Origin of the sequence: Microcoleus sp. D2_18a_B4 (assembly GCF_036702475.1) — a bacterium.
Classification (GTDB): Bacteria; Cyanobacteriota; Cyanobacteriia; order Cyanobacteriales; family Microcoleaceae; genus Microcoleus.
In genome coordinates this window covers 29,660-56,399 of record NZ_JAUBTL010000019.1, presented here as the reverse complement: position 1 = coordinate 56,399, position 26,740 = coordinate 29,660, and the positions used below count along the sequence as shown (strand labels likewise).

Annotated in this window: 17 protein-coding genes; 8 read left to right on the top strand and 9 right to left on the bottom strand. The window is 45.4% G+C overall.

The window, feature by feature from the left end:
* Positions 1 to 122: 122 nt before the first annotated feature.
* From QUB04_RS13590 to QUB04_RS13575, 4 genes are all read right to left on the bottom strand, one after another.
* A complete protein-coding gene (locus QUB04_RS13590; RefSeq protein WP_333284957.1) occupies positions 123 to 5,915 on the bottom strand; it encodes a PAS domain S-box protein in 5,793 nt (1,930 codons plus the stop codon).
* 90 nt (positions 5,916 to 6,005) lie between these two features.
* Positions 6,006 to 6,509: a chemotaxis protein CheW gene (locus tag QUB04_RS13585; protein WP_333284955.1), complete on the bottom strand. Its 504-nt coding sequence runs from the start codon at positions 6,507 to 6,509 to the stop codon at positions 6,006 to 6,008.
* 257 nt (positions 6,510 to 6,766) lie between these two features.
* Complete coding sequence (locus tag QUB04_RS13580) at positions 6,767 to 7,132, bottom strand: response regulator (RefSeq protein ID WP_333284953.1); 366 nt, start codon at positions 7,130 to 7,132, stop codon at positions 6,767 to 6,769.
* A 44-nt stretch (positions 7,133 to 7,176) separates the two neighbouring features.
* Positions 7,177 to 7,317: a hypothetical protein gene (locus QUB04_RS13575; protein ID WP_333143351.1), complete on the bottom strand. Its 141-nt coding sequence runs from the start codon at positions 7,315 to 7,317 to the stop codon at positions 7,177 to 7,179.
* Between the two features lie 1,090 nt (positions 7,318 to 8,407).
* Here QUB04_RS13575 and QUB04_RS13570 point away from each other — a divergent pair.
* On the top strand, positions 8,408 to 9,229 hold the full coding sequence (locus QUB04_RS13570; protein WP_333143353.1) for a phosphoadenylyl-sulfate reductase: 822 nt from the start codon (positions 8,408 to 8,410) through the stop codon (positions 9,227 to 9,229).
* 204 nt (positions 9,230 to 9,433) lie between these two features.
* Positions 9,434 to 10,411 (top strand): class II fructose-bisphosphate aldolase, encoded by a 978-nt coding sequence (locus tag QUB04_RS13565; RefSeq protein ID WP_333143354.1) that lies wholly within the window; start codon positions 9,434 to 9,436, stop codon positions 10,409 to 10,411.
* Positions 10,412 to 10,589: 178 nt separating this feature from the next.
* Here the strand turns inward: QUB04_RS13565 and QUB04_RS13560 are convergent, their stop codons facing one another.
* Positions 10,590 to 11,450, bottom strand: coding sequence for a Uma2 family endonuclease (locus QUB04_RS13560; RefSeq protein WP_333143355.1), 861 nt, complete (start codon positions 11,448 to 11,450; stop codon positions 10,590 to 10,592).
* A 162-nt stretch (positions 11,451 to 11,612) separates the two neighbouring features.
* Between QUB04_RS13560 and QUB04_RS13555 the strand changes: the two genes are divergently transcribed.
* Positions 11,613 to 13,823: a Tex family protein gene (locus QUB04_RS13555; RefSeq protein WP_333143356.1), complete on the top strand. Its 2,211-nt coding sequence runs from the start codon at positions 11,613 to 11,615 to the stop codon at positions 13,821 to 13,823.
* A gap of 218 nt (positions 13,824 to 14,041) precedes the next feature.
* Here the strand turns inward: QUB04_RS13555 and iscB are convergent, their stop codons facing one another.
* A complete protein-coding gene (gene iscB / locus QUB04_RS13550; RefSeq protein ID WP_333285044.1) occupies positions 14,042 to 15,373 on the bottom strand; it encodes an RNA-guided endonuclease IscB in 1,332 nt (443 codons plus the stop codon).
* 280 nt (positions 15,374 to 15,653) lie between these two features.
* A complete protein-coding gene (locus QUB04_RS13545; protein ID WP_333143359.1) occupies positions 15,654 to 16,733 on the bottom strand; it encodes a PIN/TRAM domain-containing protein in 1,080 nt (359 codons plus the stop codon).
* A 375-nt stretch (positions 16,734 to 17,108) separates the two neighbouring features.
* Between QUB04_RS13545 and hemW the strand changes: the two genes are divergently transcribed.
* The 3 genes from hemW to QUB04_RS13530 all read left to right on the top strand — a co-directional run bounded on the left by hemW (position 17,109) and on the right by QUB04_RS13530 (position 19,349).
* Positions 17,109 to 18,476, top strand: coding sequence for a radical SAM family heme chaperone HemW (hemW, locus tag QUB04_RS13540; RefSeq protein WP_333284950.1), 1,368 nt, complete (start codon positions 17,109 to 17,111; stop codon positions 18,474 to 18,476).
* Positions 18,477 to 18,702: 226 nt separating this feature from the next.
* The gene (locus tag QUB04_RS13535) at positions 18,703 to 18,921 is read left to right on the top strand and encodes a hypothetical protein (protein ID WP_333284948.1); all 219 of its coding nucleotides are present in this window, start codon (positions 18,703 to 18,705) and stop codon (positions 18,919 to 18,921) included.
* A 155-nt stretch (positions 18,922 to 19,076) separates the two neighbouring features.
* Entirely contained in the window at positions 19,077 to 19,349 is a 273-nt protein-coding gene (locus QUB04_RS13530; protein WP_333057596.1) for a DUF1830 domain-containing protein, read from the top strand.
* Positions 19,350 to 19,488: 139 nt separating this feature from the next.
* Here QUB04_RS13530 and QUB04_RS32525 read toward each other — a convergent pair whose 3' ends face one another.
* On the bottom strand, positions 19,489 to 19,770 hold the full coding sequence (locus QUB04_RS32525) for a transposase (RefSeq protein WP_445301051.1): 282 nt from the start codon (positions 19,768 to 19,770) through the stop codon (positions 19,489 to 19,491).
* A gap of 39 nt (positions 19,771 to 19,809) precedes the next feature.
* Complete coding sequence (locus tag QUB04_RS13525; protein WP_333284946.1) at positions 19,810 to 20,157, bottom strand: hypothetical protein; 348 nt, start codon at positions 20,155 to 20,157, stop codon at positions 19,810 to 19,812.
* Between the two features lie 241 nt (positions 20,158 to 20,398).
* Here QUB04_RS13525 and QUB04_RS13520 point away from each other — a divergent pair, with 241 nt between their 5' ends.
* A complete protein-coding gene (locus QUB04_RS13520; RefSeq protein ID WP_333284944.1) occupies positions 20,399 to 24,562 on the top strand; it encodes an NACHT domain-containing protein in 4,164 nt (1,387 codons plus the stop codon).
* Between the two features lie 419 nt (positions 24,563 to 24,981).
* The gene (locus QUB04_RS13515; RefSeq protein ID WP_333284942.1) at positions 24,982 to 26,547 is read left to right on the top strand and encodes an FAD-dependent oxidoreductase; all 1,566 of its coding nucleotides are present in this window, start codon (positions 24,982 to 24,984) and stop codon (positions 26,545 to 26,547) included.
* Positions 26,548 to 26,740: the final 193 nt, after the last annotated feature.

The following is a 26,740-nucleotide window of genomic DNA, read 5'->3' as shown; positions in this document are numbered from 1 at the left end:
TCAATCTCAAACACTATAGCCCCAACCTAAAAGTATTTCAAATACTCATCCATCTTACCATTCATCGCACACTGCCACAATACCCAGAACCCCGACTTCTTCAATAAGTCGGGGTTCTAAAATTACGAACGGAAATTCGCCACCGACTTTTGCAATTGGCCCAGAGAACCAGACAACTCGTCCAAAGATGCTTTTACATCCGCACCTTTTTGTGCGGTAGTATTCGCAATCTCGTTGACTTGCTGCATACTGTTAGCAATTCCCTCAGCCGAAACAGTTTGCTTGGCAGATGCGCTAGTAATATTCTGTACCAAAGCATTCATTTCTCGACTAACTTCGATGATGGCATTGAGGTGAGTTTTAGCTTCGCTTGCCAGCTTAGTGCCTTCCACTACCTCCAGCGTCCCGGATTCCATTGCCTTCATCACGCGGCTGATTTCTTCTTGAATTGTACCGACAATTTCCGAGATTTCCTCAGTAGCGCCGGCGGATCTTTCTGCTAATTTCCGCACTTCTTCGGCAACAACTGCAAAGCCTAAACCTTGTTCGCCGGCTCGCGCCGCCTCAATAGTAGCATTCAGAGCTAATAAATTAGTTTGCGAAGCAAGTTGAGAAATCGAAGTCACAATTTTGCCAATTTGCTGCGAAGATTCGCCCAAACGCTTCATCATTTTCGAGGTAGAGGCGATCGTCAACCGGAGCCCGTTAATACCTTCGACAGCTCGATCGACTGCCATACCGCCGACTTCAGCCGTTTGAGAAGACTGCTGAGCCACTGTTTCTGCCCGCACCGAAACATCTCGCACGTCGCGGATCGAATTCACAATCCGCTCGATTTCGCGCATGATGGCAGATATTTTTGCTGCTTGAATTTCTGCCTGTTGGGTGAGTTGACTGGTATTGTTAATTGACTCGGCGGTGGCAGATGTTACCTGTTCGGCTAAAGTTTGAATTCCCGTTACCACTTTCCGCAGAGAACCGATTAAGAAGTTGAAAGAGTCGGCGACAGCACCTAAAACGTCGTTAGTCACTTCCGCCCTGACTGTCAAGTCGCCTTGAGCCGCGCCTTTAATTTCTCCCAACAATTTAAGGACTTGCTGCGTCAGAGAATCAGCTTCAGCTTTACGTTCTGCTGCCAATTTTTCTAGTCGTTCTTCTGCCTCTTTGCGCTCGGTGATGTCAAAGCGAATGGCGATATATTTGACTATTTTGCCGCTGGTATCAAAGATGGGGGAGATCGTCGAATTAACCCAGTAAAACGAGCCATCTTTGCGTCGGTTTTTGATTTCCCCTTTCCACACCAAACCGCGAGAAAGTGTCACCCACATTTCTTCAAAAAATGATTTGGGATGGTAGCCGGAATTGACGAGGCGGTGGTTGCGGTGCAGGAGTTCTCCCATGCTGTAACCGGAGATTTCAATGAATCCGTCGTTGACGTAGGTAATCATGCCTTGGAGATCGGTCTCGCTGACGATCGCCGATTCGTCTAGGGCATTTTGCCGCGTTTTGAGTTCTTGCAGCAAGCGTTCCTGTGCCTCGGCCAACTGCTGCATTTGCTGCTGGGATGCTCTTTGTTCGGTGACGTTGCGGCAAACCACTACGCCGCCTTTAAGCGCCCCCGTTTCGTCTTTGAGCGGCCGGCCGTTAATTTTCACCCACAGGCCTTCTGGCTTCCCTCGGTGGCGGGTGAAAAGCTCTACTTCGTCACAGGCTTCTCCTCGAACCGCGCGCGATAAAGGTATGTCCGCTGGGGGATAGGGAGTTACGGTATCGGGCAAGAATAAACCGTATCTTGCCGACCATTCGTCGGGAAGAGTATCTGTCGAACCCGTGCCAAAGATATCTTGGGCGGCGGGGTTGAACAACACAAAATTGCTATTTTCGTCGGCAGCAATTATGCCGTCGCCAATGCTGTTTATTAGCAGTTGCAAGAGATTGCTTTGCTGCCGAAATTGGTCTTCGGAACGGGCTAATTGGGCTGTTGTTTTTTCCAGTTGCACCATCGCCTGTTTGCTTTCGGTAATGTCGCGAGCCACTGCATATATGAACTTTTGTTCGGCTTCAGGTCGCGCTTTCCACGACAGCCACTTGTAGGAACCGTCTTTGCAGCGGTAGCGATTTTCAAAAGCGATTGTTTCGATGCCGCTGGATAATTTGCCGGTTTCGGCTACTGTTTGTTCGCGATCGTCTGGATGGACGAAATTGAGAAAAGGTTGGTCTTCCAGTTCTTCTAGGGTGTAGCCGAGGCTGTTTACCCAAGCGGGATTGACGCGCTTGAATTTGCCTTCAAAATCTGCAATACAAAGCAAGTCGAGAGACAGGGTGAAAAATCGATCGCGCTCTAGTTCTGCTTTTTTGCGATCGGTAATTTCGATCGCCACACCGCCGACACCGATGGGTTTGCCGTCAGATCCGGGCAAAGGAAAATATGACGCCAGCCAATCTCGCATGACGCCCGGTTCGTTGACGGTTGTGCCCGACACCTCAACGTTTAAAAACGGTTGGTTGGTGACAAGAACTTGCTGCAACATCGGCTGTAGGGTATCGATCATTTCGGGTACAACTTCCCTCACCGTCTTGCCGAGGTGTTCGGCAACTGAGACGGCGGTGGTTTCCGCTAATTTCTCGTTGACTTGCACGAAGCGCAACTGCTCGTCAAAAATAAACATTGAGGCCGGGGCGGCTGCGAAAAATGCGTCAAAGCGACTTTGACGCAAAACTAATTCTCGTTCTAGCGCTTTGCGATCGCTGATGTCGCGGCCTTCTGGAATTAGCAGCACGACTTTGCCGCTGTCGTCTACGATCGGCTTGAGGGAGAAGTCCACAGTTATCACAGCACCCCCAGCAACGAGCACGTCGGCTTCGTAGCGGACTACCTCGCCGGCTGCAGCTTTTGTGAGCGCTGCTTGCACTTTTTGCTTGGCTTCTGGGGAAATTTGCCACCACAAATTATCTACAAACTGCGTGCCTACGAAGTCTTCGCGCTCCATTCCGGCGACGGCGAGGGCTGTTTGGTTGACTTCCAAAACGGTTCCGTCTGGTTTTAGCAGCCCCACTAATTGGAACGATTGGTCAAAAATGGCTCGGAACAGTCTTTCGCGATCGCGCACCATCTCTTCTGCGCGTTTGCGATCGCTGATGTCGCGAGTAACTGTTGCGAACCCCATAGGCTCATCGGTTTCTGGGTGTTTGACTGTAAATAGGGTGAAGTCAACCGGAAAGTCTTCGCCGGTTTGAAAGTTCCTCAAGCGGAATTCACCCTGCCAAAAACCGTCTCGCACAGTAGCCGGCACGATTTCTTCTTTGAAAATCTTACCATTTTCTACTGAGAAGAAGTCATACATACTTTTGCTTTTGACTTCTTCAATATTTCGCAATCCTGCTAGTTTCATTCCCGCGACATTCAGGTATGTTGCCTCTCCCTCCAGGGTGGCCGTGCCGATAAAATCCGAGCTGCTTTCTACGAGCGAAATCAATCTTTGCTTTTCGATTTCGGCTTGCTTGCGCTCCGTGATGTCGTTGTTAGTTTCTAAAATTGCTTTCGGTTTTCCCTGTTCGTCTCGCTGCAAATTCCAGCGACTGAATACGGTAATTTTGGTAGCATAATTGGTGGTGTGAATTACTTCTCCTTCCCAATAATCCTGCTCTTCTAACTGTGCCGAAATAGCGGCTAAAGGCTGGGGGAAAATGGTGTGCAATAGAGTATGGGTGATTTTCCCCAAGGCTTCTTTTTTTGTCCAGCCGTACATCCGTTCGGCTCCCTGACTCCAATAATTAATCGTGCCGTCCATATCCCGAACGATCAAGCCATCGCTGGCAAGATCGAGCATTTGCAAGTTCTGCTGCAATGCTTCTTCGGCGCGCTTGCGTTCTGTAATGTTGCGGGCGATCGTTGAGATAAATTCAACTTCTGAATTCTCGGATTTGTGGGCAACAATTACTTGAGAAACTGGTATTTCTTCGCCGTCTAAACTCTGCCAAACTGTCTCACCGCTCCACACCCCGTCCCGGCAAGCTGCAGGGATGCCGACGTTCACAAGAGTGTCGATACTTTTGGGGGATGTCAGGTCAGAAATGCGGATTCCGGTTAAATCGGCGTCAGAGCCAACTCCTAACATTTCTCTGGCTGCGCGATTGATATAAATGGTGCGCTGTTGGGTGTCGGCGATGCCTACCCAGTCTGTTGTGGTTTCTAAAATTGCTTTGAACCGCAATAGTTCTTGTTCAGATTTGCGGCGTTCTGTGATGTCGCGCGCGAAGCAGAGGATTCCTAAAATGTTGCCTTCTGCATCTTGGAGGGGCAATTTCTGGGTGTCGAAGGTGTGTACTTTGCCGTCGGCTAAGGTGGCTAGGTCGTTGGAGGCCGGCGCGAGGTGGTTGCCGGCCCGGAAGTTTTGGATTTGGTTCTGGGAATCGGTTTCGGGCTGGAAGTTGGCGAAGATTCGATCGACCGATATGCCGATTTCTGCGTCGTCTTTGCCGATAATTTCTGCTTGAGTTTTGCCGAATGCGGCGGCGAAACCTGCATTGACTAGGGTGTAGCGCAAGTTTCGATCTTTGACAAAAATGCAGTCTGGCGTAGCGTCAATGACTGTTCGCAGCAAGTTTTGGGAGCTTTCTACTTCTGCCAGTGTCTGCCGCAGTTGTTCTTCCATTTCCACGCGATTGGTGATATCTCTAATCGCGCAAACGAGAAATTTCCTGCCGTCGGCATCTACAAAGGTACATTTTTTGGCGGAGACAAAGCGGGTATTTCCTGCAGGATCTGTGAGGGTTTTTTGGATTTCGGTGCTGGTGTTTGTCAAGAAAACTAATTCGTCTTTTTCGCGATATGTCTCTGCTTCCTGTTTGGGCAAAAACTGGTCGTAGCATTGGCCAATTAGTTCTTCTCTGCTGTGACCTAGGTATTGACAAAAAGCATCGTTTAATATTATCCAGCGGTGCTGTTGGTCTTTGACGTAAATCGGGTCGGGGATGCTGTTGAGGATGTTGTTTAAGAATTGTTCTGAGGCTTTTAATTGCTCTTGTACAGCGGTGCGATCGCGAATTTCCTGTTCCAATTGTGCGTTAGTTTGCAGGAGCTGCTCGGTTCTTTCATTCACTCGCTGCTCTAGTTCTGCCGTTAGCTGCTGCAATGCGGATTCTGTCTGTTTGCGCTGGGTAATGTCGCGGCCTTCGGCGATGATTTGAAATACTTCTCCTGTTTCATTTAACAGCGGCTTAAACGACACGTCAATTACTGTCACCTGGTTGTTGAAGCCGGTGATTTCGTATTCTTCCCGGACAAACTTGCCGGCCGAGACTTGTTTAATGTTCATTTTTAGGCGCTGCTGGTTGGTTGGAGATGATGCCCACCCTGGTGTCAGCCAAAATTTCAGCCCCAGCACTTCTGATGCTTGGAAATCGCCCAATTCTAGCGCTGTCTGATTTGCTTCGATCAGAGTACCGTCGGGCTCCAATAATGCGATCGCTTGAAAAGCTTGGTCGAAGATTGCGTGAAATCGCTGGGTAGTTTCGCTCAGTGCTTGTTCTGTTTCTTTTTTAGAGTTAAGGATTTGGGTGGAACCTACTAAGAAGGTGTAGCGGTTGGACAAACTCAAAAAAGCGATCGCCGCAATTACAGTTATCCAATCCGACACTGTTTGCGCCACCGGAGAGTGTGGCAGTCCTAGGTATTCGGCTGCGTGGCCGCTATGGCCGAAAGCGCAGGTCCAAAATATGCAGGCTGTGACTGTGGCGAAGATGTCGAACCCGAATTGACGGTTTCGCCACAAAGCTAAGCTGATTAGCCAGGCGATGGCAAAGTAACACCCAGAAATGATGACATTAGCAGCCCCAGCTACCACCGATGAGGACAAGTCAGGCAATGTCAGGGTGAAAGTCGTTGCGATCCAGGTATAGAGAATTTCGATCATAAAATTAAGGATGGGCAAATAGGATGCGGGCGATCGTTAGTTAAAATTATTGATTGAAAGCGGTTGCAGACTTATCTGTATTGTTGATTTTTACCAGCGTTCGGAATGGGCGATCGCTTCTACATCGACAATCATTAGCAAGCGTCCTTCGGAATTGTATAAACCTTTTAAGAATGGAGCTAGGTCGGGACTGACATCTAGTGCTGAGACAATGCGATCGGGATGGAGAGGTAAAACTCCTTCGACGCGGGAGACGGCTAATCCCAGGCGCATTTTGGACAACAATCTTACGTCTCGTGGATCGGGCGCTTCTACCACTAAGATGCGACTGTTTGGGTGGTAGGTGTCAACCGACTCAATACCGACAAACAGTCCGAAGTCTGCTGCTGCTAAGATTTCGCCCCGCAAGTTGGTTAATCCCAGCAAAAATGGCTGGGTGTTGGGAACCAGGGAAATCGGTTGTTCCTTGAGGGAAAGGACTTCCCGCACTGCCTCTAATTCTATGCCGAACAGACTGCCTCCTTGACCGAACAGGAGAAATTGCTTTGTTGCACTTGTCTGATGCCCCCCAGCGGGGGGAGCCGTTATTTTCATGGCTTATTTTTAGTTTCTAGTGTACCTTACAAATTAGAGTTTTGCTTTGACCCTAAAGCCGATCGCCGATCGAGTTTTTCAGCATCAGTTTGGGTGGCTCAAAAGTTTCCGTTAAATAAATCTGGGCGGCGGCAAATAAGCAGGTTTCTATCATTAAAGATAAAGTTTTATGGGATTCCAAAACCCAGTTTATTAAAAAAAACGGGGTTTGTCGGTATAAGGTTTTTTGGGAAGTGGCCGATCGCTTTATATTCGGTTTACGCTGAAAGCAAGCGCTGCACTATGTGGACGAGTTGCTGAGGTTCAAACGGTTTGCTGACGTAAGCGTCGGCCCCTAAATCAGTTCCCCAAGCTTTATCGATCTCGGTGTTTTTATGAGTACAAAATACTACGGGCAATTTTGCAGTTGCGCGATCGCCCCGCAATTCTCTGATCACTTCAAACCCGTTCATTCGCGGCATCACTACATCTAAAACGACCAAAGCCGGAGGGGTTCTGCGGATCATGGCGATCGCCTCTTCGCCGTCGCCCGCCCGGAGCACCTCCAATCCGGCATCTTGAAGAATGCGGCAGATTATTTCTAGTTCGCTCTTTACGTCGTCCACTACTAAAATTTTGGACATGATTCCACACTTCCTTGCTGTTATTGACAGCGGACTATGTTTATTCAGAAGCTGACGCGATCGGCGGCGATGAGACTAGACCGCTTTCCCGACAAATTAATGTACTTCCAAATACAATATAGCCGATCGTATGGCTCAAGGTTAGCTGTCAGCGATAAAAAGCGATAAAAATTTACTTTGGTCACGGAATCGCTCTGAATAAATTAATCGGCAATTAGTAATTGATTCTTGGTAATTCGCTGTTTTGAAACCAACTGCTCTTAGTATAGCAATCCTTGCAGGAGTCGTAAATTTTAACCCCACCCCAACCCTCCCCTTAGCAAGGGAAGGGAGTAAGAAATTTACCAATAATTTAGGAGGGGGGATATAAAGACATATGCGAAAAAAAGCTGGTTTTTATACTTTTGTTTAGCTTTAATTTCAATAATTAACTTTGATGTATTGCCTAAATTGTGCTATATAAATTATTTAGCTAACGCCATAAAGCGCAATTAAAAACCAGCTCCAGCGGTGCTAGTCTGGAAAAAAAAGGTTGTTTTTAGGCCAGATACAGCACGCTATCGCTTAGGAATGAGAATTAAATAACTTGCATTTTTTGTAGGTTGGGTTGAGGAACGAAACCCAACAATCAAGCGTGGCGTTGGGCGGAGTGAAACGGAGGGTTGGTTCCACGGGCTCAACCTACGGAAGTTATTTAATCCACGATCCTTAGTAATCGCTATTACTGTATTAATTAAACCAGTTAAACTTGACTGATTTTCCAATGACATTTAATGAATCTTCTTGTGTGGATCTTATAATTAATTGCAAATCAATATCAATTCAGCTAGCATCGAAATAGTAAAATACCGTCAACAGTCAACAATCTAATTCATCAGCGTTAATTTGTGTTAATCTGCCTGTATCTGCGGTCAAAAAAAAGATAATTTTTTCACCGCAGATGACAAGAGATTGATGCAGATTAACGCCGATGAAAAGAATAGAGATAGGAATAATTCCGATGCTAACAGATTTGATATCAATGGGCCGCGCGACAGTCCCATTTTAGCCAGTAGAGGAGTGTTGGGTTCACCAAAACTGCTACCAGCAGGCAATCGCCATCCTTGAGCTTGATTGTGAACCCAGCCGCAAAGACTGCTGCAAGATGCGGTCAATCGATTTTAGATTTTAGAATAGAAGAAAGCGCTCCCACTGATAAATCCGGGGGCTGGTGATGAGCAGTCGGAGCTTTTTTCTGGCTTCACGGATGAATCCGGTGGCCCCGGACGAAATTGCTTGATTGTCAAATTAGTCGGTGAGGGAGAGACGGCGATCGGCTATAATAAAGGGCTAGAGGAAAAGAACACGCTCAGACCCGAAAATATGGTTGCCATCCAAAGAAATCTCAACATTGCCGCCCTAGAAGCAGAATACAGTCAAAAAACACCGCGAGAAATTCTCAAATTTGCCCTAGAAAATTTTGACAACATCTCAATTTCTTTCAGCGGTGCAGAAGATGTAGTTCTGATCGATATTGCCTCAAAAATTACCAAAAATTTCCGCGTTTTTACCCTAGACACCGGACGACTGCACTCAGAAACCTATCAGTTTTTGGATCAAGTCAGAAAACATTACGGCATTAAATTAGAAGTAATGTTTCCCGATGCAGCAGAAGTACAAGCCCTAGTTGAAGAAAAGGGATTGTTTAGTTTTTATCAAGACGGTCACAAAGAATGCTGTGGCGTGCGGAAAGTCAAGCCGCTGCGCCGCAAACTGAATACTCTCGATGCTTGGATCACTGGTCAGCGGAAAGACCAAAGTCCCAGTACCCGCAACGGTATTCCGGTCATTGAAGTTGACACTGCATTCTCAACTCCTGACCATGAATTAATTAAATTCAACCCGTTAGCAAACTGGTCTTCGGCAGAGGTTTGGGAATACATTCGCGCTTTGGATGTGCCTTACAACAAGTTGCACGAACGCGGTTTTGTAAGTATTGGTTGTGAACCTTGTACAAAGCCGGTATTGCCGAACCAACACGAACGCGAAGGTCGCTGGTGGTGGGAAGAAGCGACCGTAAAAGAATGCGGTTTGCACGCTGGTAACGCACAAACATAGTAAATCACTCAAGGAGTAAGGTGCGCTAGGCTCACCAAACAAATAGTAGGGTGCGCTAGGCGCACCTTACCCAAGAATAAATGCACTTCACATAAATCGTCGCCGAAGAATTCGCAATTAAAATAAACACAAATTAAGCTGAGCTTGCCCTAGAACTTTGATAGAATGATCGACATTCAGAAAAGTTTTTAAAGTAGGTACTATATGCTCGCGTCAACTAGCGAATTGCTGAACACGGCCTTGAGAAATGGTTATGCGATCGGCGCTTTTAACGTCTACAACCTCGAAGGAGTAAAAGCCGTGATCAATGCGGCCGAAGCGCTGCACAGTCCTGCTATACTGCAAATTCACCCCAGCGCCCTCCAATACGGACAATCGCCTTTAGTCGCGCTGTGCATCAAAGCGGCCGGCAAATCTTTAATGCCGATCGCAGTACACTTAGATCACGGCCCCTCAGAAAAAGACATTCACCTCGCCCTAGCCGCCGGTATCAAATCAATTATGGCAGACGGTTCTTTTTTGCCATACGAACAAAACTTAATATTTAGCCGGGAAATGACTAAATTAGCCCACGCTAACGGTGCGGCAGTTGAAGCAGAAATCGGCAGAATGAGTGGCAGGGAAGAAGGTTTGACAAGCGAGGAGAAAGCCGCAAGGATGACCGATCCCGTAGCAGCAGTAGAGTTTATCAAAGAAACTAAGGTGGATTTTTTAGCCGTAACAATTGGTAACGTTCACGGCAAATATTTGAGCGAACCGAAACTCGATTTTCCGCGTCTGGCAAAAATCCGGGCTGCTGTTTCAGTGCCGTTAGTGATGCACGGTGCTAGCGGTTTGCCGGAGTCAATGATTCATCAATGTATTAAACTCGGAGTATCTAAATTTAATGTGAATACGGAAGTTCGCGAAGCTTATATGGACGTGTTAAAAAGTAGCATTTCTGAGCCACATCCAGATTTGTTGGAAATAATGGAAAAAGCTATCGATGCCATGCGATGGGTCATTTCTGACAAACTGCAACTTTTCGGTTCTGTCGGTCAAGCTTATTTGCATCATTCTCCCTACAGGGATGACTTGACCGCAAAGAGTAGCAGCAACCAACAAACAAGCCGCAAGCAATCAAGTTGCGATCAAATCTTAAAGCCTGTGCGTAGTGAGGCCTTGAGTCTTATGTTGAAGTAAAAACAAACTACAGTCCTGACTGCGAACCAGTTTTTATATCATGTCCGATCCAGTGACCGCGATTAAAATGGCGGGTTTTTGAGATTGTCAATTATTGGTAGATATTTTTCGTGAACCCGCCCCTACCGTATTAGGGGTAATCAACCGGACATACTATTAGTCAGGACTTCAGTCCTCTCTAACCATTTAAAAATCGATCGGGATCGATGCCAGATTCCCGCAGCCGCAGAATTAAAGACTGCAATTGAGCTTCGGCTTGTTGAGCCCTAGATTCCGCTGACTCGGCCCGCTGCCGTTGCTGTTCCGCTTCAGTGAGAATCCAATTGCCATCAACATCATACCAGCGCAACCACAGTCGATCGATTCCCTGAAACTCTCCTTGCCACAAACCCAACCCCAAACTTAGGTCAGGAATCCACACTCGCGACTCCGGCAATTCTAATTCTTGATAGTGTCCGCCCTTCAATTCAAACACTCGCAATTTGTTAGTATAGCGACTGAAAACGGCATAAATAGGAACCCGCAAAATTTGCTCGTAAACCTCCCATTTTCTAGGCGGTTCCTCCTTCGTCTCCCGATCCAAAACTTGCCCGTTACCCGCAGCGTTTCCCGACTGAGGTGGCAACTTTTCTTCATCGGTATTGTCGCCTAAATCTTCTTTTTCTGTTCCCGGCGAAAGCAGTTCTACAATTACAAAAGGATTCACACCTTCCTGCCAAGTAACATAACTCATCCGCAGTTCAGAGCGATCGTAAAGTCGGGGAACTCCCACAACTCCAAACCAATCCGGCCGCTTGTGCCACAAAGTGTGATGCACGTCATAATAAAGGTTCATGTCGGTGCCGCTAAATATCTCAGAAGCCGGATAATTCCGAGGCCGAAACGTCAGGCTCAACAACTGCGGCTGTAAATCGTGAAATTCGTCAGGCAAACCAGGTTCCTCCGGGTCTTCGCTGGGTAAATCGTACATCGTCGGCAGCGTTTCTCTGGGCGATCGCGGCGGATCGGTTTGCGGCACAGGATATTTAAAAGGCAACATATAATATTGAGAAATGACTGCATTTATGCTAACATCATTTTAATACTTGCAGGACGAGCGCCAACACCCTGTAAAACGTTTATTTCAAATTTTTCTTCCTGTCTTTTGTGAAGTCAATCTCACCTCTCAAATCTCAAATCGACTGATCCGAAATTCTGCACTATGATCGACATTCCTCAACTGATTGCTCAAGAACTTTCCATTAATCTGTCTCAAGTCAATAATGCTCTGGAACTTTTCGCCGAGGGAGCCACTATTCCGTTTATTGCCCGCTACCGCAAAGAACGCACGGATTTGCTGAATGAAATTCAGTTGCGGGATATCTCCGATCGCTTCACCTATCTGACGGAAATTGAAGAACGCAAAAAGTCGATTTTAGAGACGATTAGCTCTCAGGGGAAACTCACTGAAGAACTGCAAGCCAAAATCGAATCGTGTTTGCAAAAAAACGAACTAGAAGACCTTTATCTGCCTTACAAACCGAAGCGGCGGACGCGAGCGACAATTGCTAGGGAAAAAGGTTTGGAACCGTTGGCAGAATTTATCAAGTCTCTGAACTTACCGACGGCTAAACCAGCAGACTTTGAGGCGGAAGCAGCTAAATACATTTCGGAAGAAAAGGGAGTGAAAACAGCAGAAGAAGCTCTCAAAGGTGCTGCGGATATTTTGGCCGAAGCGGTTTCGGAAAAAGCAGAATTGCGGGCTTATTTACGAGAGTTTTTGATGAAAACAGGAGTTTTTGTCTCGAAAATTAAAGAGGATTTCCCGGAAGGAAGCACTAAATTTGAAATGTACCGCAATTATCAAGTGGCAGCGAGAAGCGTTCAGTCGCACAATATGTTAGCGCTGTTTCGCGGGGAAACAGAAGGGGTTTTAGATTTGGAACTAGCTTTTGATGAATCCGCAGTGATGGCTTATTTGGAAGGTCAGGAAATTAGAACTAGGATACCGGAAGTTAAAGAGTTTTATCGATCGACTTTGAAGGATGCCTTCAACCGACTGATGAAGACTTCGTTAATCACGGAAGTGCGATCGCACAACAAAGCCGTCGCTGATATCGAGTCGATCGCCACTTTTGAAACCAACCTCCGCGAGTTGCTGCTGTCGGCACCGGCGGGAATGAAACCCACATTGGCGATCGATCCGGGATTTCGCACAGGGTGCAAAGTTTCCGCCCTCGATGAAACCGGGCAATTTTTAGAATATCAAGCAATTTTCCCCCACCAAGCGGCCGCTCAGCGACAACAAGCTGGTAAAATTGTCAAGCATTTAATTGAAAAATATAAAATTGAATTAATCGCGATCGGCAACGGTACAGCTTCCCGCGAAACAGACGAATTTGTTTCGGAAGTTTTGGCCCAAATGGACAGGAAACCGATTAAAGTCATGGTGAATGAATCCGGTGCATCGATTTATTCCGCAAGCGAGGTGGCGATCGCCGAATTTCCAGATCTGGACATCACCGTCCGCGGCGCAGTCAGCATCGGACGGCGCTTGCAAGACCCCCTCGCCGAACTCGTGAAAATCGACCCGAAATCAATAGGAGTCGGTCAATACCAGCACGATGTTGACCAAAAACTGCTCAAAAAGAAACTCGACGAAACAGTCGAAAGCTGCGTTAACTATGTCGGAGTTGACTTAAACACAGCCTCCAAAGAATTGCTGACATTTGTGTCAGGAATGACGGCAACAGTTGCCAAAAATATCGTTAATTACCGCAACGAAAACGGCGCATTTAAAAATCGTCGCCAACTCCTGAAAGTTCCCAAACTCGGCCCAAAAGCTTTTGAACAAGCAGCCGGATTTCTCCGCATTCGCGGCGGCGAAAACCCCCTGGACAATACAGCAGTTCATCCAGAAAGTTATCCTGTAGTGCAGGCGATCGCCAAGGATTTAGACTTGCCGCTGACAGGAATAACACAAATATCGGAAAAAATCAAGACTGTAAATATTAAGAAATATGTCACCGAAAAAGTCGGAGAACCAACACTCCGAGACATTATTTCCGAACTAGAAAAACCGGGAAGAGACCCGCGAGCCGAGTTTAAATATGCCACTTTCCAAGCAGGAATTAAAGAAATCTCCGATTTGCAAGTTGGGATGGAATTAGAAGGCATAATCACGAATGTAGCTAACTTTGGAGCCTTTGTTGATGTGGGAGTGCACCAAGATGGTTTGGTTCACGTTTCTCAATTAGCCGATCGATTCGTGGAAGATCCGAAACAGATTGTTAAAGTCGGACAAGTTGTGAAAGTGCGGGTTTTGGAGGTGAATGAGAAGTTAAAGCGGGTTAGTTTGACGATGAAGCTGCAAGAAAAACCGCAACCGCAAAATGGCAATAGTGCGAGGCTTCCTGCCCCGCGCCGACGTTAAAACTTTGCGGGAAAGCTCGATTTTTAGGCAATCTCAGCGGATTTAGGGGCTAAGGGGGATCGGCTTTGATATGATTGAACCGCGAGCCGTTCCCGTTCCCCGCAGGGGTTCCCGAAGGGTAGGGTAGGACACGAAGGAAGAGAAAAGAAGAAGAATAAGCTTATTTTAATGCTGTTCTGGGGCAGATTGGGAACAGCGATCGGTACGCCTCTAATCGATTAAAAACTAGACAGTGGTGCGACATTGCGGGCATAAATGTAACCATCAAAACGATGAATTACGTGGCAGTGCTTCCAACGAATGCTCTGCAATCGAACCTTTCCCACAGTCAAATCAAATGCACCGGATTTCCTGACGGTGACTTTACCAACGTGAGTACCAGCGTATTTCCCAGTAGGAACAATAGCTTTAACCATGTCACCAGTCTGAAAACCAAAGTAGTTTTTCTGTCGGGAGCGCTTAATCAGCTTACCTTCCTTACCACGCTTTGGAAAGCCAAATTTGTCAACTTGACACATTTGACGGTTGCCATAACCAACAGCCCTGATTGACAGCGGAATTACCCTTGAAACTTGGAGTTTGAGGGGTGTAGATGCCCCAACACAGGCAGCATCGAGCCAGTGAGTTTTAGGTAGGTTTTGACGACATCGGTTAAATTTTGTCCTCCCACCACTCCCAACTTCCACGGATAATCCAGTCTCTTTGAGTTGATTAAATAATGCCCAACGGGTAGAATTAACAGCCCCAGTGTCGGCTTTCTGTTGTTTTACTTGTCTCAGAATGCGCTGCAACAAGTCTGGTTTTTTGGCTAAAAACTCCCGAAGGTCTTGATTGCCTTTTCTTTGGTTGCAGTTCGTACAAGCAATGCCTAAATTACTAATTCTATTTGAACCGCCTTTAGACTTTGGTAAAAGATGTTCAATCTCCAGAGGAGTATTTTTATCCCCACAGTACATACAGGTACGATCGAATTTGAAAAGGAGAAATTCTCGGACTTCATAGCCCGCTAATTCCCCTTGTTGGTATTCGACTCCACTGATGTCTGGATTTTCCATGAGTTGAGTATCAAACTTGACTAATTCCTGAGAAATATCAGAAATTGACGCTAGCTTTTGTAACCGACTCACCCAAGTTACGATATTCTCAACTCGGCTTTGCAGACTGGGTGGGAGCCAGCCTGTAGGACGTTTACGGTTATTAAAGCGAGGTTGACGATACCGGGTTTGGCGATTGCGTCTCCCTCTTCTTAACTGGCGACGTTTGGTTAAAGCATCGCGGATTTGAAAGCCTCTATGTTCTAGTTCGGCGGCAACCGCTACTTCTCCTGTTGCATCATCTACCAATGCTAGCCCAGTGAATTTAGCACCGGGATCGATTTTTAATCGCAATGGTGCAACCTCAGCATTTGGTAATAAATCTTTCAGGATAATGGTAAACGGGTAGCGTTTCCAAACAGCGGCTTTTCCTTCTTTAAGAAGCATTCTAGCTCGGCCTGGATGGACAGGATTTAGAGGATTCTTGTTCGTGTTTACAACAAATATTTTGCTGATAAAAAGCCTCCGAATAATCGGGTTATTTTTGCCTTGGTAATGTTAAAAAGGCTTTTGAGGCTAGCAGCACTTCCTTAGCGAAATAAAGATGTTTAACTACTAGCGACAGAGCCTGGAGCTGGCAAGCACTCACAGGGTGTCGTGACCTTCTTAACGTAGTCTGTGGTTAGACTTAACCGGGCTATCTCTACCAAGGATTTGTCTGAATAGTCCAGGTTTGTCCAGTGGTTCGCGGATAGCAATATTTGATTCTGATTGCCCTGGCCATTGTTACTCAGTTTTAAACAATAACGGATTCTTGAGGGCGGGCGAATATCATGCGGCCGGCGCTTGTTTGCAGGGCGCTGGTGACTACGACTCTGGCTTCGCCGCCGACGTAACTGCTGCCTGCTTCTACGACAACCATTGTGCCGTCATCCAAGTAACCGATTCCCTGAGAGGGTTCTTTGCCTTCTTTGCGGATTTTTAGTTCGATCGTATCTCCCGGCAAATAAGTCGGCCGCACGGCATGAGTCAAATCGTTGATATTCAAAACCGGCAGTTTTTGGACGGTAGCTACTTTTGACAAGTTGTAATCGTTGGTGAGCAAAATGCCGTCGATATCCAAAGCAAAACGGACTAATTTCGCATCGACTGTGGCAATATCTTCGTAATCAGCCGAGTGAATTTGAATTCGTTCTGGATATGTTTCTTTGATGCGGTTGAGTACATCTAAGCCGCGGCGTCCGCGCACTCGCTTTTGATCGTTGGCGGAATCAGCTACCAGTTGCAGTTCTTGGAGCACGAATTGCGGCACGATAATTTGACCTTCGAGGAAACCTGTTTCTAGCAAGTTTTCAATTCGGCCGTCAATAATGCAGCTAGTATCGACAACTTTGGCAGTTGCTGGTTTGAAAGTACCTTCGGCTACCAACACCGTGTCAAAGCTTTTGGGGTTGATCAGCCGCAAGAAAGCGCGGCCGTGGGTGTCGGTCAAACTGACGCCTGTGAAGCCGAACATGACGCTTCCCAAGACTGCGACTAGAGGTTTGATGAAGCCGAACTCGCGCGGAATTGGCAGTAGGAAAAGCGGAGCCAGCATTAAATTCGCTACTAGCAGTCCGATGATTAAGCCGATCGCCCGCGTCAGCAACATCTCCACTGGCATATCGCGGACTTGTTTTTCCAGGCGCCGATAGGTTGTTTGAGCCACTAATCCCATCACGAAGCCGATTAATGCTCCAAACGAACCTAGTACAGAACTTAAACCTTGTATATTTGTAACTTGCTCCAGCAGCTCGGTCGGCAGGAGTTCGACTCCGTAATAGCCAATGCCTCCGCCTGCGATTACGAATGAGATTATTATGATTGCGTCTAGCATTAGTTCTAGGTTAATGAATTTATTCCCATTATATCTTTGCAGTGCTGATACTTGTTTTCATGCTTTGGTCGGATATCGCTATATTTACTCAGGAATTTTCATAAACTTATATTTCGCGGTTGTACCCTTTGGGGGATGTGCCAGGGAGTCGCTCGGAATTGACCACGCCCCACCGCAAGCAGGCACGAGGTGCGAATAGACCGCCCTGCGGGATGTCCGGGAATTGTGGCCGATCGAAACCGGTACGACGTTAAATTAAAAGAGCAGATCGTTCGCAGCGCTTTTTTGGTAAGGAAATGTCATAATATACATAATTATTCATGATTGTTTAATTAAAACTTTAGATTTGAAGTTGCGCTTTCGGCTTGATATGTAATGAACCCTCCCACAGATTATTTAACATTTGAATTAAAAAAAAGTGTGCAAGCGGCAAATTCCGGGATTCCTAGTTCGGCTTACCTGCACATACCTTTTTGTCGCCGCCGCTGTTACTACTGCGATTTTCCGGTTTTTGTGGTGGGCGATCGCAAAAATGGCGATAATTCCGGCACAATCGTGCAATACGTTGCTGTACTGTGTCAAGAAATTCAAGAAACTAAAAATTTAGGCGCATCTCTGAAAACAGTTTTTTTTGGTGGCGGCACGCCTTCGCTGCTTTCTGTCAGTCAGTTGAGCAATATTTTAGAGACTCTCGACGGCCAATTTGGGATTGATGCTGGGGCGGAAATTTCTATAGAAATAGATCCGGGTACGTTTACTTTAGAACAGTTGCGGGGATATGCAGCGGCGGGAGTAAATCGAGTTAGTTTGGGAGTGCAAGCTTTTCAGGATGAATTGCTGCAAGCTTGCGGGCGATCGCACTCTGTCGCTGATATTTTTGAAGCAGTGGAAATAGTGCGATCGGCTGGTATTGTCAATTTCAGTTTAGACCTAATTTCGGGACTGCCGCACCAAACTTTAGAAAACTGGGAAGCTTCCCTGAAATCGGCGGTGGAAATTTCCCCGACTCACCTGTCGAGTTACGACTTAATTGTTGAGCAGGGAACTGCTTTCGGGCGCTACTTTGAAGCAGGCGCGCAGCCGCTACCAGCAGATGAAACCGCTGCTGGAATGTACCGTTTAGCGCGGGAAATTCTGACGGGGGCTGGCTACGAACATTACGAAATTTCTAATTACGCTCGCGATGGCTATCAGTGCCGCCACAACCGCGTTTATTGGGAAAATCGCCCTTATTACGGTTTGGGAATGGGGGCGGCGAGTTACGTGGAAGGCCGGAGGTTGACAAGGCCGCGCAAAACTCAAGAATATTATCAGTGGGTGCGATCGATCTCTGGCCTCAATTCCCCAGCAACTCCTCAAATTGGGGGGGAAACCCAGCAGGATATTTACCCAGCAATTGAGCAAAATTTTCCAGTCTCAGAAAATGACGTTTTGTTAGAAACGCTGATGCTAGGTTTGCGTTTAGCAGAAGGAGTTAGCCTGTCGGCGCTGAGTCAAAAGTTTAGTCAGCAAACGGTTGATAAAATTTGGCGTTGTTTGCAGCCCTACTGGCGGCAAGGATGGGTGGAAATTATGACGGAGGATAGGGCGATTCCCTACGGGATAGCTCCGCTTCACGCAACTTTAGGCGATGCCGCGAAACTGCCGCTTGCGGGCAATTTGAGGTTGAGCGATCCCGAAGGTTTTTTATTTTCTAATACAATTTTAGCCGATTTGTTCAGCCAGTTAGGCGAGGATAATTAGCTCTCTCTGAGGAAGTATACCCCCCGGCAAGCGCGATCGGCCCTAAAGCCGGGGCCGCCAATGCGATCGGAAGCAAATTAAATTGCTCCCTCGCTTTATACTGTCAAAAATAATATATTTTCTATCGATCCCTCAACAAAACTTAAGGCGAACTAAGCCTTCAGATAGAGGCCACGACTGCACTTCAGCCGTCATACTTAAGACTGAACATTTAAAAAGTAATTTAATGAACACTATAACTATCGATCGCAACCAAACCCAAAACCAGCCCAGCCTTGTAATTAGCGAGCGCGGTTGCAATCCGGCTTCCAAGTGTAATTTTTGCGGTCACTACCAACAGGCAAGAGGTTCAGTCGGTCACTGTCAATTGTTGAATGCACCTGTTAAGGGAGGATGGAAATCTTGCACTTTAGCAATGCCGGCTTTTGCACCTTCTTGGGAATAGGGGGAAGGCGCTGATGTTTCCCCGGAGAAATTTATTAATTAACCCAAAGAATGTAAAAAAAATGTATAAAAAATTCTGTTTTAACTGGGAATCTGCTATAATAAGCTTAGGCCTTTCGCCACTCGCTCGCACCATTGCACAAACAAGTTAAAAAGATGAATTTGACACTAAATCAGGTAATTTCCGAAGGTCATACGCGCATTTTGTGTTGGTATCTAAATAATACTAGCAAAGTGCAAATCGCTCGCATTACAAATATTCCTAATTGGTATTTTGAGCGGACAGTGTTTCCGGGGGAACGTTTTTTGTTTGAAGCGCTGCCGGAAGCTCAGTTAGAAGTTTGCAGGAGTGCGGATACGGGTGGTATAGTGTGCGAGCGAATTTTGTGCGATCGGCTGCGAGTTGAAGAATTAAGCACGGCTGATTGAAGATAATTCCCCAGACTTACCAACGAGAGGTAGAAACCCGGTTTTTTTTCAGAAACCGGGTTTCTCTGTATGATTATAAAAACTCGGTTCGCGATCGCACTTGCGACATCATAAACCCGGTTTCTTCGTAGATTTCTCGTTACTTATACCAATTAACTAGGAAGTTGCACTTACATATAGCCTCAAGAAGATAATCCCAACCACAAAGAGATAAAACATCTTCGATTATCAGAGATTTGATAATTACATCCACCTTTTGTTTAAGTTTATCTAAACTAGAATAGTTTTCCCATGTTATGTCTCGTTTTACATATTCCCACAATCTCTCAATTGGATTTAAATCGGGACTATAGGCCGGCAGATATAGAGAGTATTTGACATCGGGTAATTCAGGACTTATGCAGCTTGCAAACCATAACACTACCTATGGAGATGCTGCGTAAGTCCCGAAGAGAAAGGTTTAGGCCCAGAGATTAGGCTTCCATTGATTGTCGATAGCTTTAAACAAAAGTCCTTCGGGGCTCCGCACCGTTCCCCGCTGCTGATTTTCTGCAACAACCGCCATTGCATCCCGTACCACCTCAACGCTGGTATTGAAAAGCAACTTTTTGAGCGAGGGATTCAATTGGAATCCGGCTGCTTTTACTTCTTGCAAAATGGTATTATGGCGATCGCTTGCGGGAACTGGTTGAGTCTTGGGAGAATTCGGATCGGCCTGAGCTAAGGTCATTAGATGATCCAGGCGATCGACACCGTAAGAATCAGCAAAGTCTTTAGCTACCTGTATGCAGTCAATCAGTGATGTCATATTTAAACCCTCTTGGTTCTTTAACTTACTGAACCCAGAGTAATCTCCACTTAGTACCCCAAGCCTAGAGGGGCTCAATAAAGCCTGAAAGTCCTATCAAATCAGGCTATGTAGCTTGGGAAGCGTTTGGGTCTACCCCAAACGTTTTTTGTATAAATTCCTTAGAATGGGTATATGCAGTTTGGGGTAGGCTTGGGTTAACCCAAACCAGTTCAGAAAACTTCTGTAAGTAATTAAATCTATGGGGCGGACGGATAACTGGGGAGACGAGCCGCTAAAGCGGGCGAAGGATCTAATAAAGTTTCTAGTGTCTTATAACAATCACAGTCGCAGCAATTTGTCCGCAGATTGGCGAAATGAAAACAGCGATCGCCCGGAGTTAGAGGTAAGGACAACTCTGTTGGATCTGGCATGGCTGCTTTACCCTGAACGCATCAATTCAAATCGTGACCCCAAGGCAAAGGAAGAAAAATCTGAAATTCAGAGTACAATTGACCGCCTCAAAGAATTAGAAATTGTGCGGGAGAACAGCTCGCCTGGTGAAAAAAGCAAGGGGATACGGAGATTCACGTTTATCCTTTGGCACGCAAGTAATGTAGAGCATAATCGGAGACAGTTGGAGTTAGCCTGGGGAAACCGCCCCAAATCAGAAAAGTCTAAAACTGACAAAACCGCATCAGTAAGCATTCCACCGAAATCTGATGTTGCTAAAAAAGAACTACCTCCACAACTTGAGTCCACGATAAAAACTTATCTTTCTAAATCTTTTAGTGCTGATAAATTTGCTGAATTAGATCAAGCTGGGGAACCGGAAACAGGTGGAGAGCGTCGCACAGAACTAAAACAAGTTTTTATTGACCTTGAGGTTAAAATTTGTGAGAGGATAAACCCCCGTGATTGGAGTATAGAAAAATTTGCACAGTCAGGGAGTAGAGGTTATTTACTTGATGATGATGACTTCTTTGTTGAGGAAAGTGATAATTATTCTGCAATGAAATGTCTCCTTAAGGAGAAATGGCTTAAAGTTGTAATTATTGGTGGCCCTGGTCAGGGGAAGTCCACTTTAGGACAGCAAGTTGCTCAAGTCTATCGTGCCAAATGGCTCCGTACATCTTATGATTTTGCGGATCAGATTAAGGTTGAACGCATTCCTTTTCGAGTTGTACTGAAGTATTTTGCCCAGTGGCTTGCTAACAAACCTGATTCTGATAACATCGAGGCTTACCTCGCTAAGAATATAGGCGATGTAGCTTTGCGACCTGGAGAGATATCTTCTAAAAATATCCAGGAGATTTTTGAGTGTCAAAAATGCCTCGTAATTTTAGATGGATTGGATGAAGTTGTAGACCCTCATTTACAAGAGCGAATGCTTTCAAGCATTTATAGTTTTCTAGATTGGACAGAACACTCAAATATTAATCTAAAAGTTGTAGCTACTTCTCGCCCCAATAGATACGAAGACCAATTTGACCCCAAAAGCTTTCTACATTTGGAATTATTACCTCTGTCCTCGGAGCAGGTCGAAAAATATGCTAACAAGTGGGTAGCTAGAAGAGATTTGCGGAAAGAAGAACAAGACAGGATTCTTCGGACACTTGAAGAATGTCAGCAAGATGAAAGGATATCCACTTTATTAAAAACCCCTTTACAAGTAACTATAATTTTACTAATTATCAAAAATGGAGGACGACCACCTGGAGAAAGAGAAGCTTTATTTGATGAGTATTGGAATACAATCCTTAAGCGAGAAAAAAGTAAAGACAAAGATATTATTAAGGTTGATGATACTACCTTGCTAGACCTTAATGCTTACGTTGGCTATTTACTACACTGTCGAGCTTCTAATGAAACCGTTGAATCTCTTTTATCAGAAGAAGAATTTAAGACCTCACTAATTAAATTTTTACAAAAACAAGACAATCAATCTTCTCAAGAAGATATTAATTTAAGAGTAGATCAGTTTGTCAGTGATGCCAAAGACAGACTGGTATTAATTGTTTCACCAAGACCAGGTTTTTTTGGCTTTGAATTGCGATCTTTTCAAGAATTCTTTGCTTCAGTTTACCTATTCAAGAAACGAGAACGTTTTGAACTTTTGACTTCTATTGTGGGTTCAGAACACTGGCACTATGTGGCTTTATTCCTAGCAGGTCGCATTATCCGTGTGTTGGGTGAGGAGGCAGATTCTATTGTTAGATTGGGCTGTCGTCAAGTAGATAAACCTAGAGATGAAGAAGTTGCAAATGATTACTTACGGCCTGGAGCGTGGTTTGCTCTGGAAGTTGCAGCAGATGGGTCTCTCAGTAAGCAATACCGCAATCTTCAGCGAGAAGCTATCGACTATGGTCTAGAGGTTTTGGAAACAGGGCTAACAGAGGGACAGCAGCATAAACTAAGTTCCTTGACAGCGCAACTGTCTGAAAGAGACAAGCGCGACCTTCTGTGCCCCGCTCTAGAAGGTAAACTTAGCTCGAAGAATTTACCAGAAACCTGTTGGGAAGTTTCTTTGAATCTCTATGGTCAGCATTTTGGGTCAACACAATTCTTTCAGAATAAAATTGATGCTTGGCTTGAATTTCAACAGAAAAATTTTGTGCTTTCTGCATTGAACCTTGCGCTGCGCTATGAATCTGAGCCTTCATGGATGGTGGAGCGACTGCAAAGTCACTGGTCATACTGGAAAAAAGACCTACCTTCGGTATTTTTCCGTTCACAAAAATATGCTGAAAAATTGTTGAAGGCTTGGGATATTTCTAAAGCTGAAGCTACAGAACTAGCTCAAACAATTTTTGATAGTCGTTGGAGATATGAGCCTTTTCATTCTACTAAGGAACTTGTATGGGATTGGCCAGAACCAAAGACACTTTCGGAGCAATTAATACTAATGTTGAGGTGTCTCCGTATAATAGCCCTCCTTAAAATGCAAGTACGTAGTAACCGCTTAGACACGAGGATAGATGAGGGCGATTCTGTTTTTTCATCGGCAATACGTAGGCAAACAAAAGAGAACCATCAATCATCTGTTCCTGATGATACTGCTGAAACTGTGGAGCGTCTGTTGCAGCATTCGGACTTAATACCAGAACTTCGAGTAAGTTTGGAAACAATTTTATGGCTAATTAATCAGCCTAATCAAGCAAATGGATCTAGGTTTATTGAGAGTATCCGTTCTATTGAACAAAGCGTAGGACATTTAAGAAAATTTTTGTTCTATTCTGGCTTAAGAGAAACCTGGCCTCTTTTAGCTCTAGCTGTCGAGCGACAAAAAGTTAAAGGGCAGGATGCTGTGAATCGGTTGCTACCCTTCTTGGATCGGGATACTCAGATATCTATTGCTCACCAGGTACTAGAGACAATTCAAGAGTATTTGCAACAATCAGATGAGACGCAAAAACAACTATTTTTCATGGCACTACGAGAGCAAATTGGATTAGATGAAATCTTACCTGGATTAAAGCAGTTTGCCGAACCTATGGACCTAACCGTTGACGATTTGGTAGGAGCATACATTACCGTTTACCCTGACTATGGGTATCCAGGTTCTCGGCAAAATGAATATACCATTGACCAAATTAAAAATTTACTGACTACTGCCACAGATGCCATAAAACAGGGTGATAAACCAAAGAGACCGTTGTGGTTTATCTTTGAATTCCCGTGGCCGTCTGATTTAGCTGTAATAGGACAGGCACGACAACTCTTAGAAGTAATTCTTGACAATTACTCGGAATCTTCAGAATTTCCCCTTACCGATCTAAGTGCGACTCTCTTCCTCAAGTTGTTGGTTTATGACACTCATATACAAGAAATAGCACCTCGTTTGTTTACAATTCTGCCACTTACTAAACTTTGCAAAATTAGAATACCTTGGCTTATTGGTGCTATTTCCGGTGAAATTGCGCCCGAATATCTATCCGTACTGCAATCGTTAACGCAGCACGAGGAAGAAGCTGTGCGTGTAGGAAGCGCACTTCTTTTGAAAGCTGTTAGAGACTCAATAGATCACTATCCTGGCTCTAGAAGAGACGAATTTAGAGGGTTAAACTCTATTTGGATAAATTCAAGTTTAGGAATGAGTTTTATTAATGACGGCGACAGCAAACGTCGTCTGATAGGTATTACTCTTCTTACTTTGTCCTCAAATTATCCGGTTGAGGATGTCAATTACCGAAATCTAATCTGGGATAACTTAAAGCAACCCAAAACAGATGAAGAAGAGGCGGCTTGGAATCAATTATTACAAGAAATTTTGATGCCCGACGAGAAATATCCTATGTGGCGTAAACTGCTAGAAGGAATTCTCGGAAAACCCTGGTTTTATAGCAGATCAGTATTAAGTGCAGCGATGGAGCGATATCAAGAGATTGCTAAGACTGCCGATCTTACAATTCCTGAGATTGAATAGAAAATATTGAGATTGTTGTAAGGACTTATAGGACTCATTTGGGATCTAGAGTGAGCTTAGGCGATCGCCGCTAATCTTTTCAGCATGAGCCTCACAAAACAAAGGTTAATTTTTGTTGTAGCATGAGCTAAAGTTATTTCAAAATTTTTAACGAGACTTTTACACCTTTTCATCCAAGAATTACTTCTTTCGATTCCCCATCTGGCTTTTACAGGTACAAACCCTGCCCAGCCTTTTTGGCTGGGGTGGTGACAACCCGCCTGAAACTCTGATGGAGTAAAGATTTAGTCAACTTATGCTAAAAAAAGATAGGTAGAAAGCGGGTTTCTCGCCACCCCATGCGTAAGCCCTGAAACTGTGGGAAATGTTGATCTAAGCTAAATTATAAAAAATCAAGCACTGTTTAATACTAAAAACCGATGTCCCTCACCGAACAAATCCTCTCCCAACTGCCAGGAGACGCCCTCGGAGGCCTGAGAAAAGTCGATCGACTCTGGGAAAACCTCAAACAAAACACCGCACCAGCACCCCAAGCAGTCAAACACAGCCAACAACCCCTCGAAACCCTCGACTTTGACATAGTTATCGGCGGCGGAACCCTAGGAATATTAATCGGTACAGCCTTAGCCGTGCGGGGTTGGCGAGTAGCCGTGCTTGAACGCGGCACCCTGCGAGGCCGCGAGCAAGAATGGAATATTTCTCGCAAAGAATTAGACGCATTCTTAGAACTAAATTTGCTATCTGTTGAAGAGATAGAAAAGGCGATCGCCACCGAATACAACCCAGCCCGCATCAGCTTTGCCAACACCCCAGACATTTGGGTGCGCGACGTACTCAACATCGGAATCGACCCAGTTTATCTCCTAGAAACCTTGAAACAGCGATTTCTCCAAGCTGGAGGAAAGCTATTTGAAAATACACCATTTAAAACAGCCACACTTCACCCAGATGGAGTGTTGGTAGAATCTGCAAATACCGATACGCAACCTGCTACAAATTTATTTAAAACCAGATTATTATTAGACGCAATGGGACATTTTTCGCCCATTGTCCGTCAAGCTAGACAAGGGAAAAAACCCGACGCCGTATGTTTAGTAGTCGGCAGTTGCGCTCAAGGATACCCCAAAAACGACACGGGCGACATATTTGCATCCTTCACCCCAATGCAAAATCAGTGCCAATATTTTTGGGAAGCATTTCCAGCCAGAGACGGCCGCACCACCTACTTATTTACCTACATAGACGCCGACACAGAAAGATTTAGTTTAGAAACATTATTTGAAGACTATTTGCGCTTGCTTCCCCAATATCAAAACGTCGAACTCGAACAGTTAAAATTCCAAAGAGCACTCTATGGATTCTTTCCCTGCTATCGCCAAAGTCCTCTCAAAACGCCTTGGAATCGCATACTCCCAGTCGGAGACAGCAGCGGTAGCCAATCTCCCCTCAGCTTTGGCGGTTTCGGGGCAATGGTGCGCCACCTCAAACGCTTGACTCTAGGAATTGAGGAAGCTTTGACAAGCGATAGTCTCAGCAAAAATTCCCTCGCACTTTTGCAACCCTACCAGCCGAATCTATCTGTCACCTGGTTGTTTCAGCGTTCGATGAGTGCTGCGATAAATCAAAAAATAGACCCCAATCAAATCAATCAACTTTTGGCGGCCGTCTTTCAGGTAATGGAAGAGTTGGGAGAACCGGTACTCAAACCGTTTCTTCAAGATATCGTGCTGTTTCCGGCTTTGTCCCAAACCCTTTTTAAAACAGCAATTACCCATCCCGGATTAGTTATGAAAATTATCCCGCAGGTGGGAATAGCTAATTTGCTAGATTGGATGGTTCATTATGTAAATTTAGGAATTTATACGGGATTGCAGCCTTTGGGAAAAGCCGTAGAACCGCAGGTGAAAAATTTAGCACCGGAACAGCAATACTATTTTCACCGATTAGTAGAAGCGTGGCAATATGGCGCTGGAGGCGATTATTAACTGATTAACTGTGGCACGGGCATCTTGCCCGTCGCTAATATATGAACAGGCAAGATGCCTGTTCCACAACACAATATAATTTATTGATTAATTGTGGCACGGGCATCTTGCCCGTGGCTAATATATGAACAGGCAAGATGCCTGTTCCACAACACAATATAATTTATTGATTAATTGTGGCACGGGCATCTTG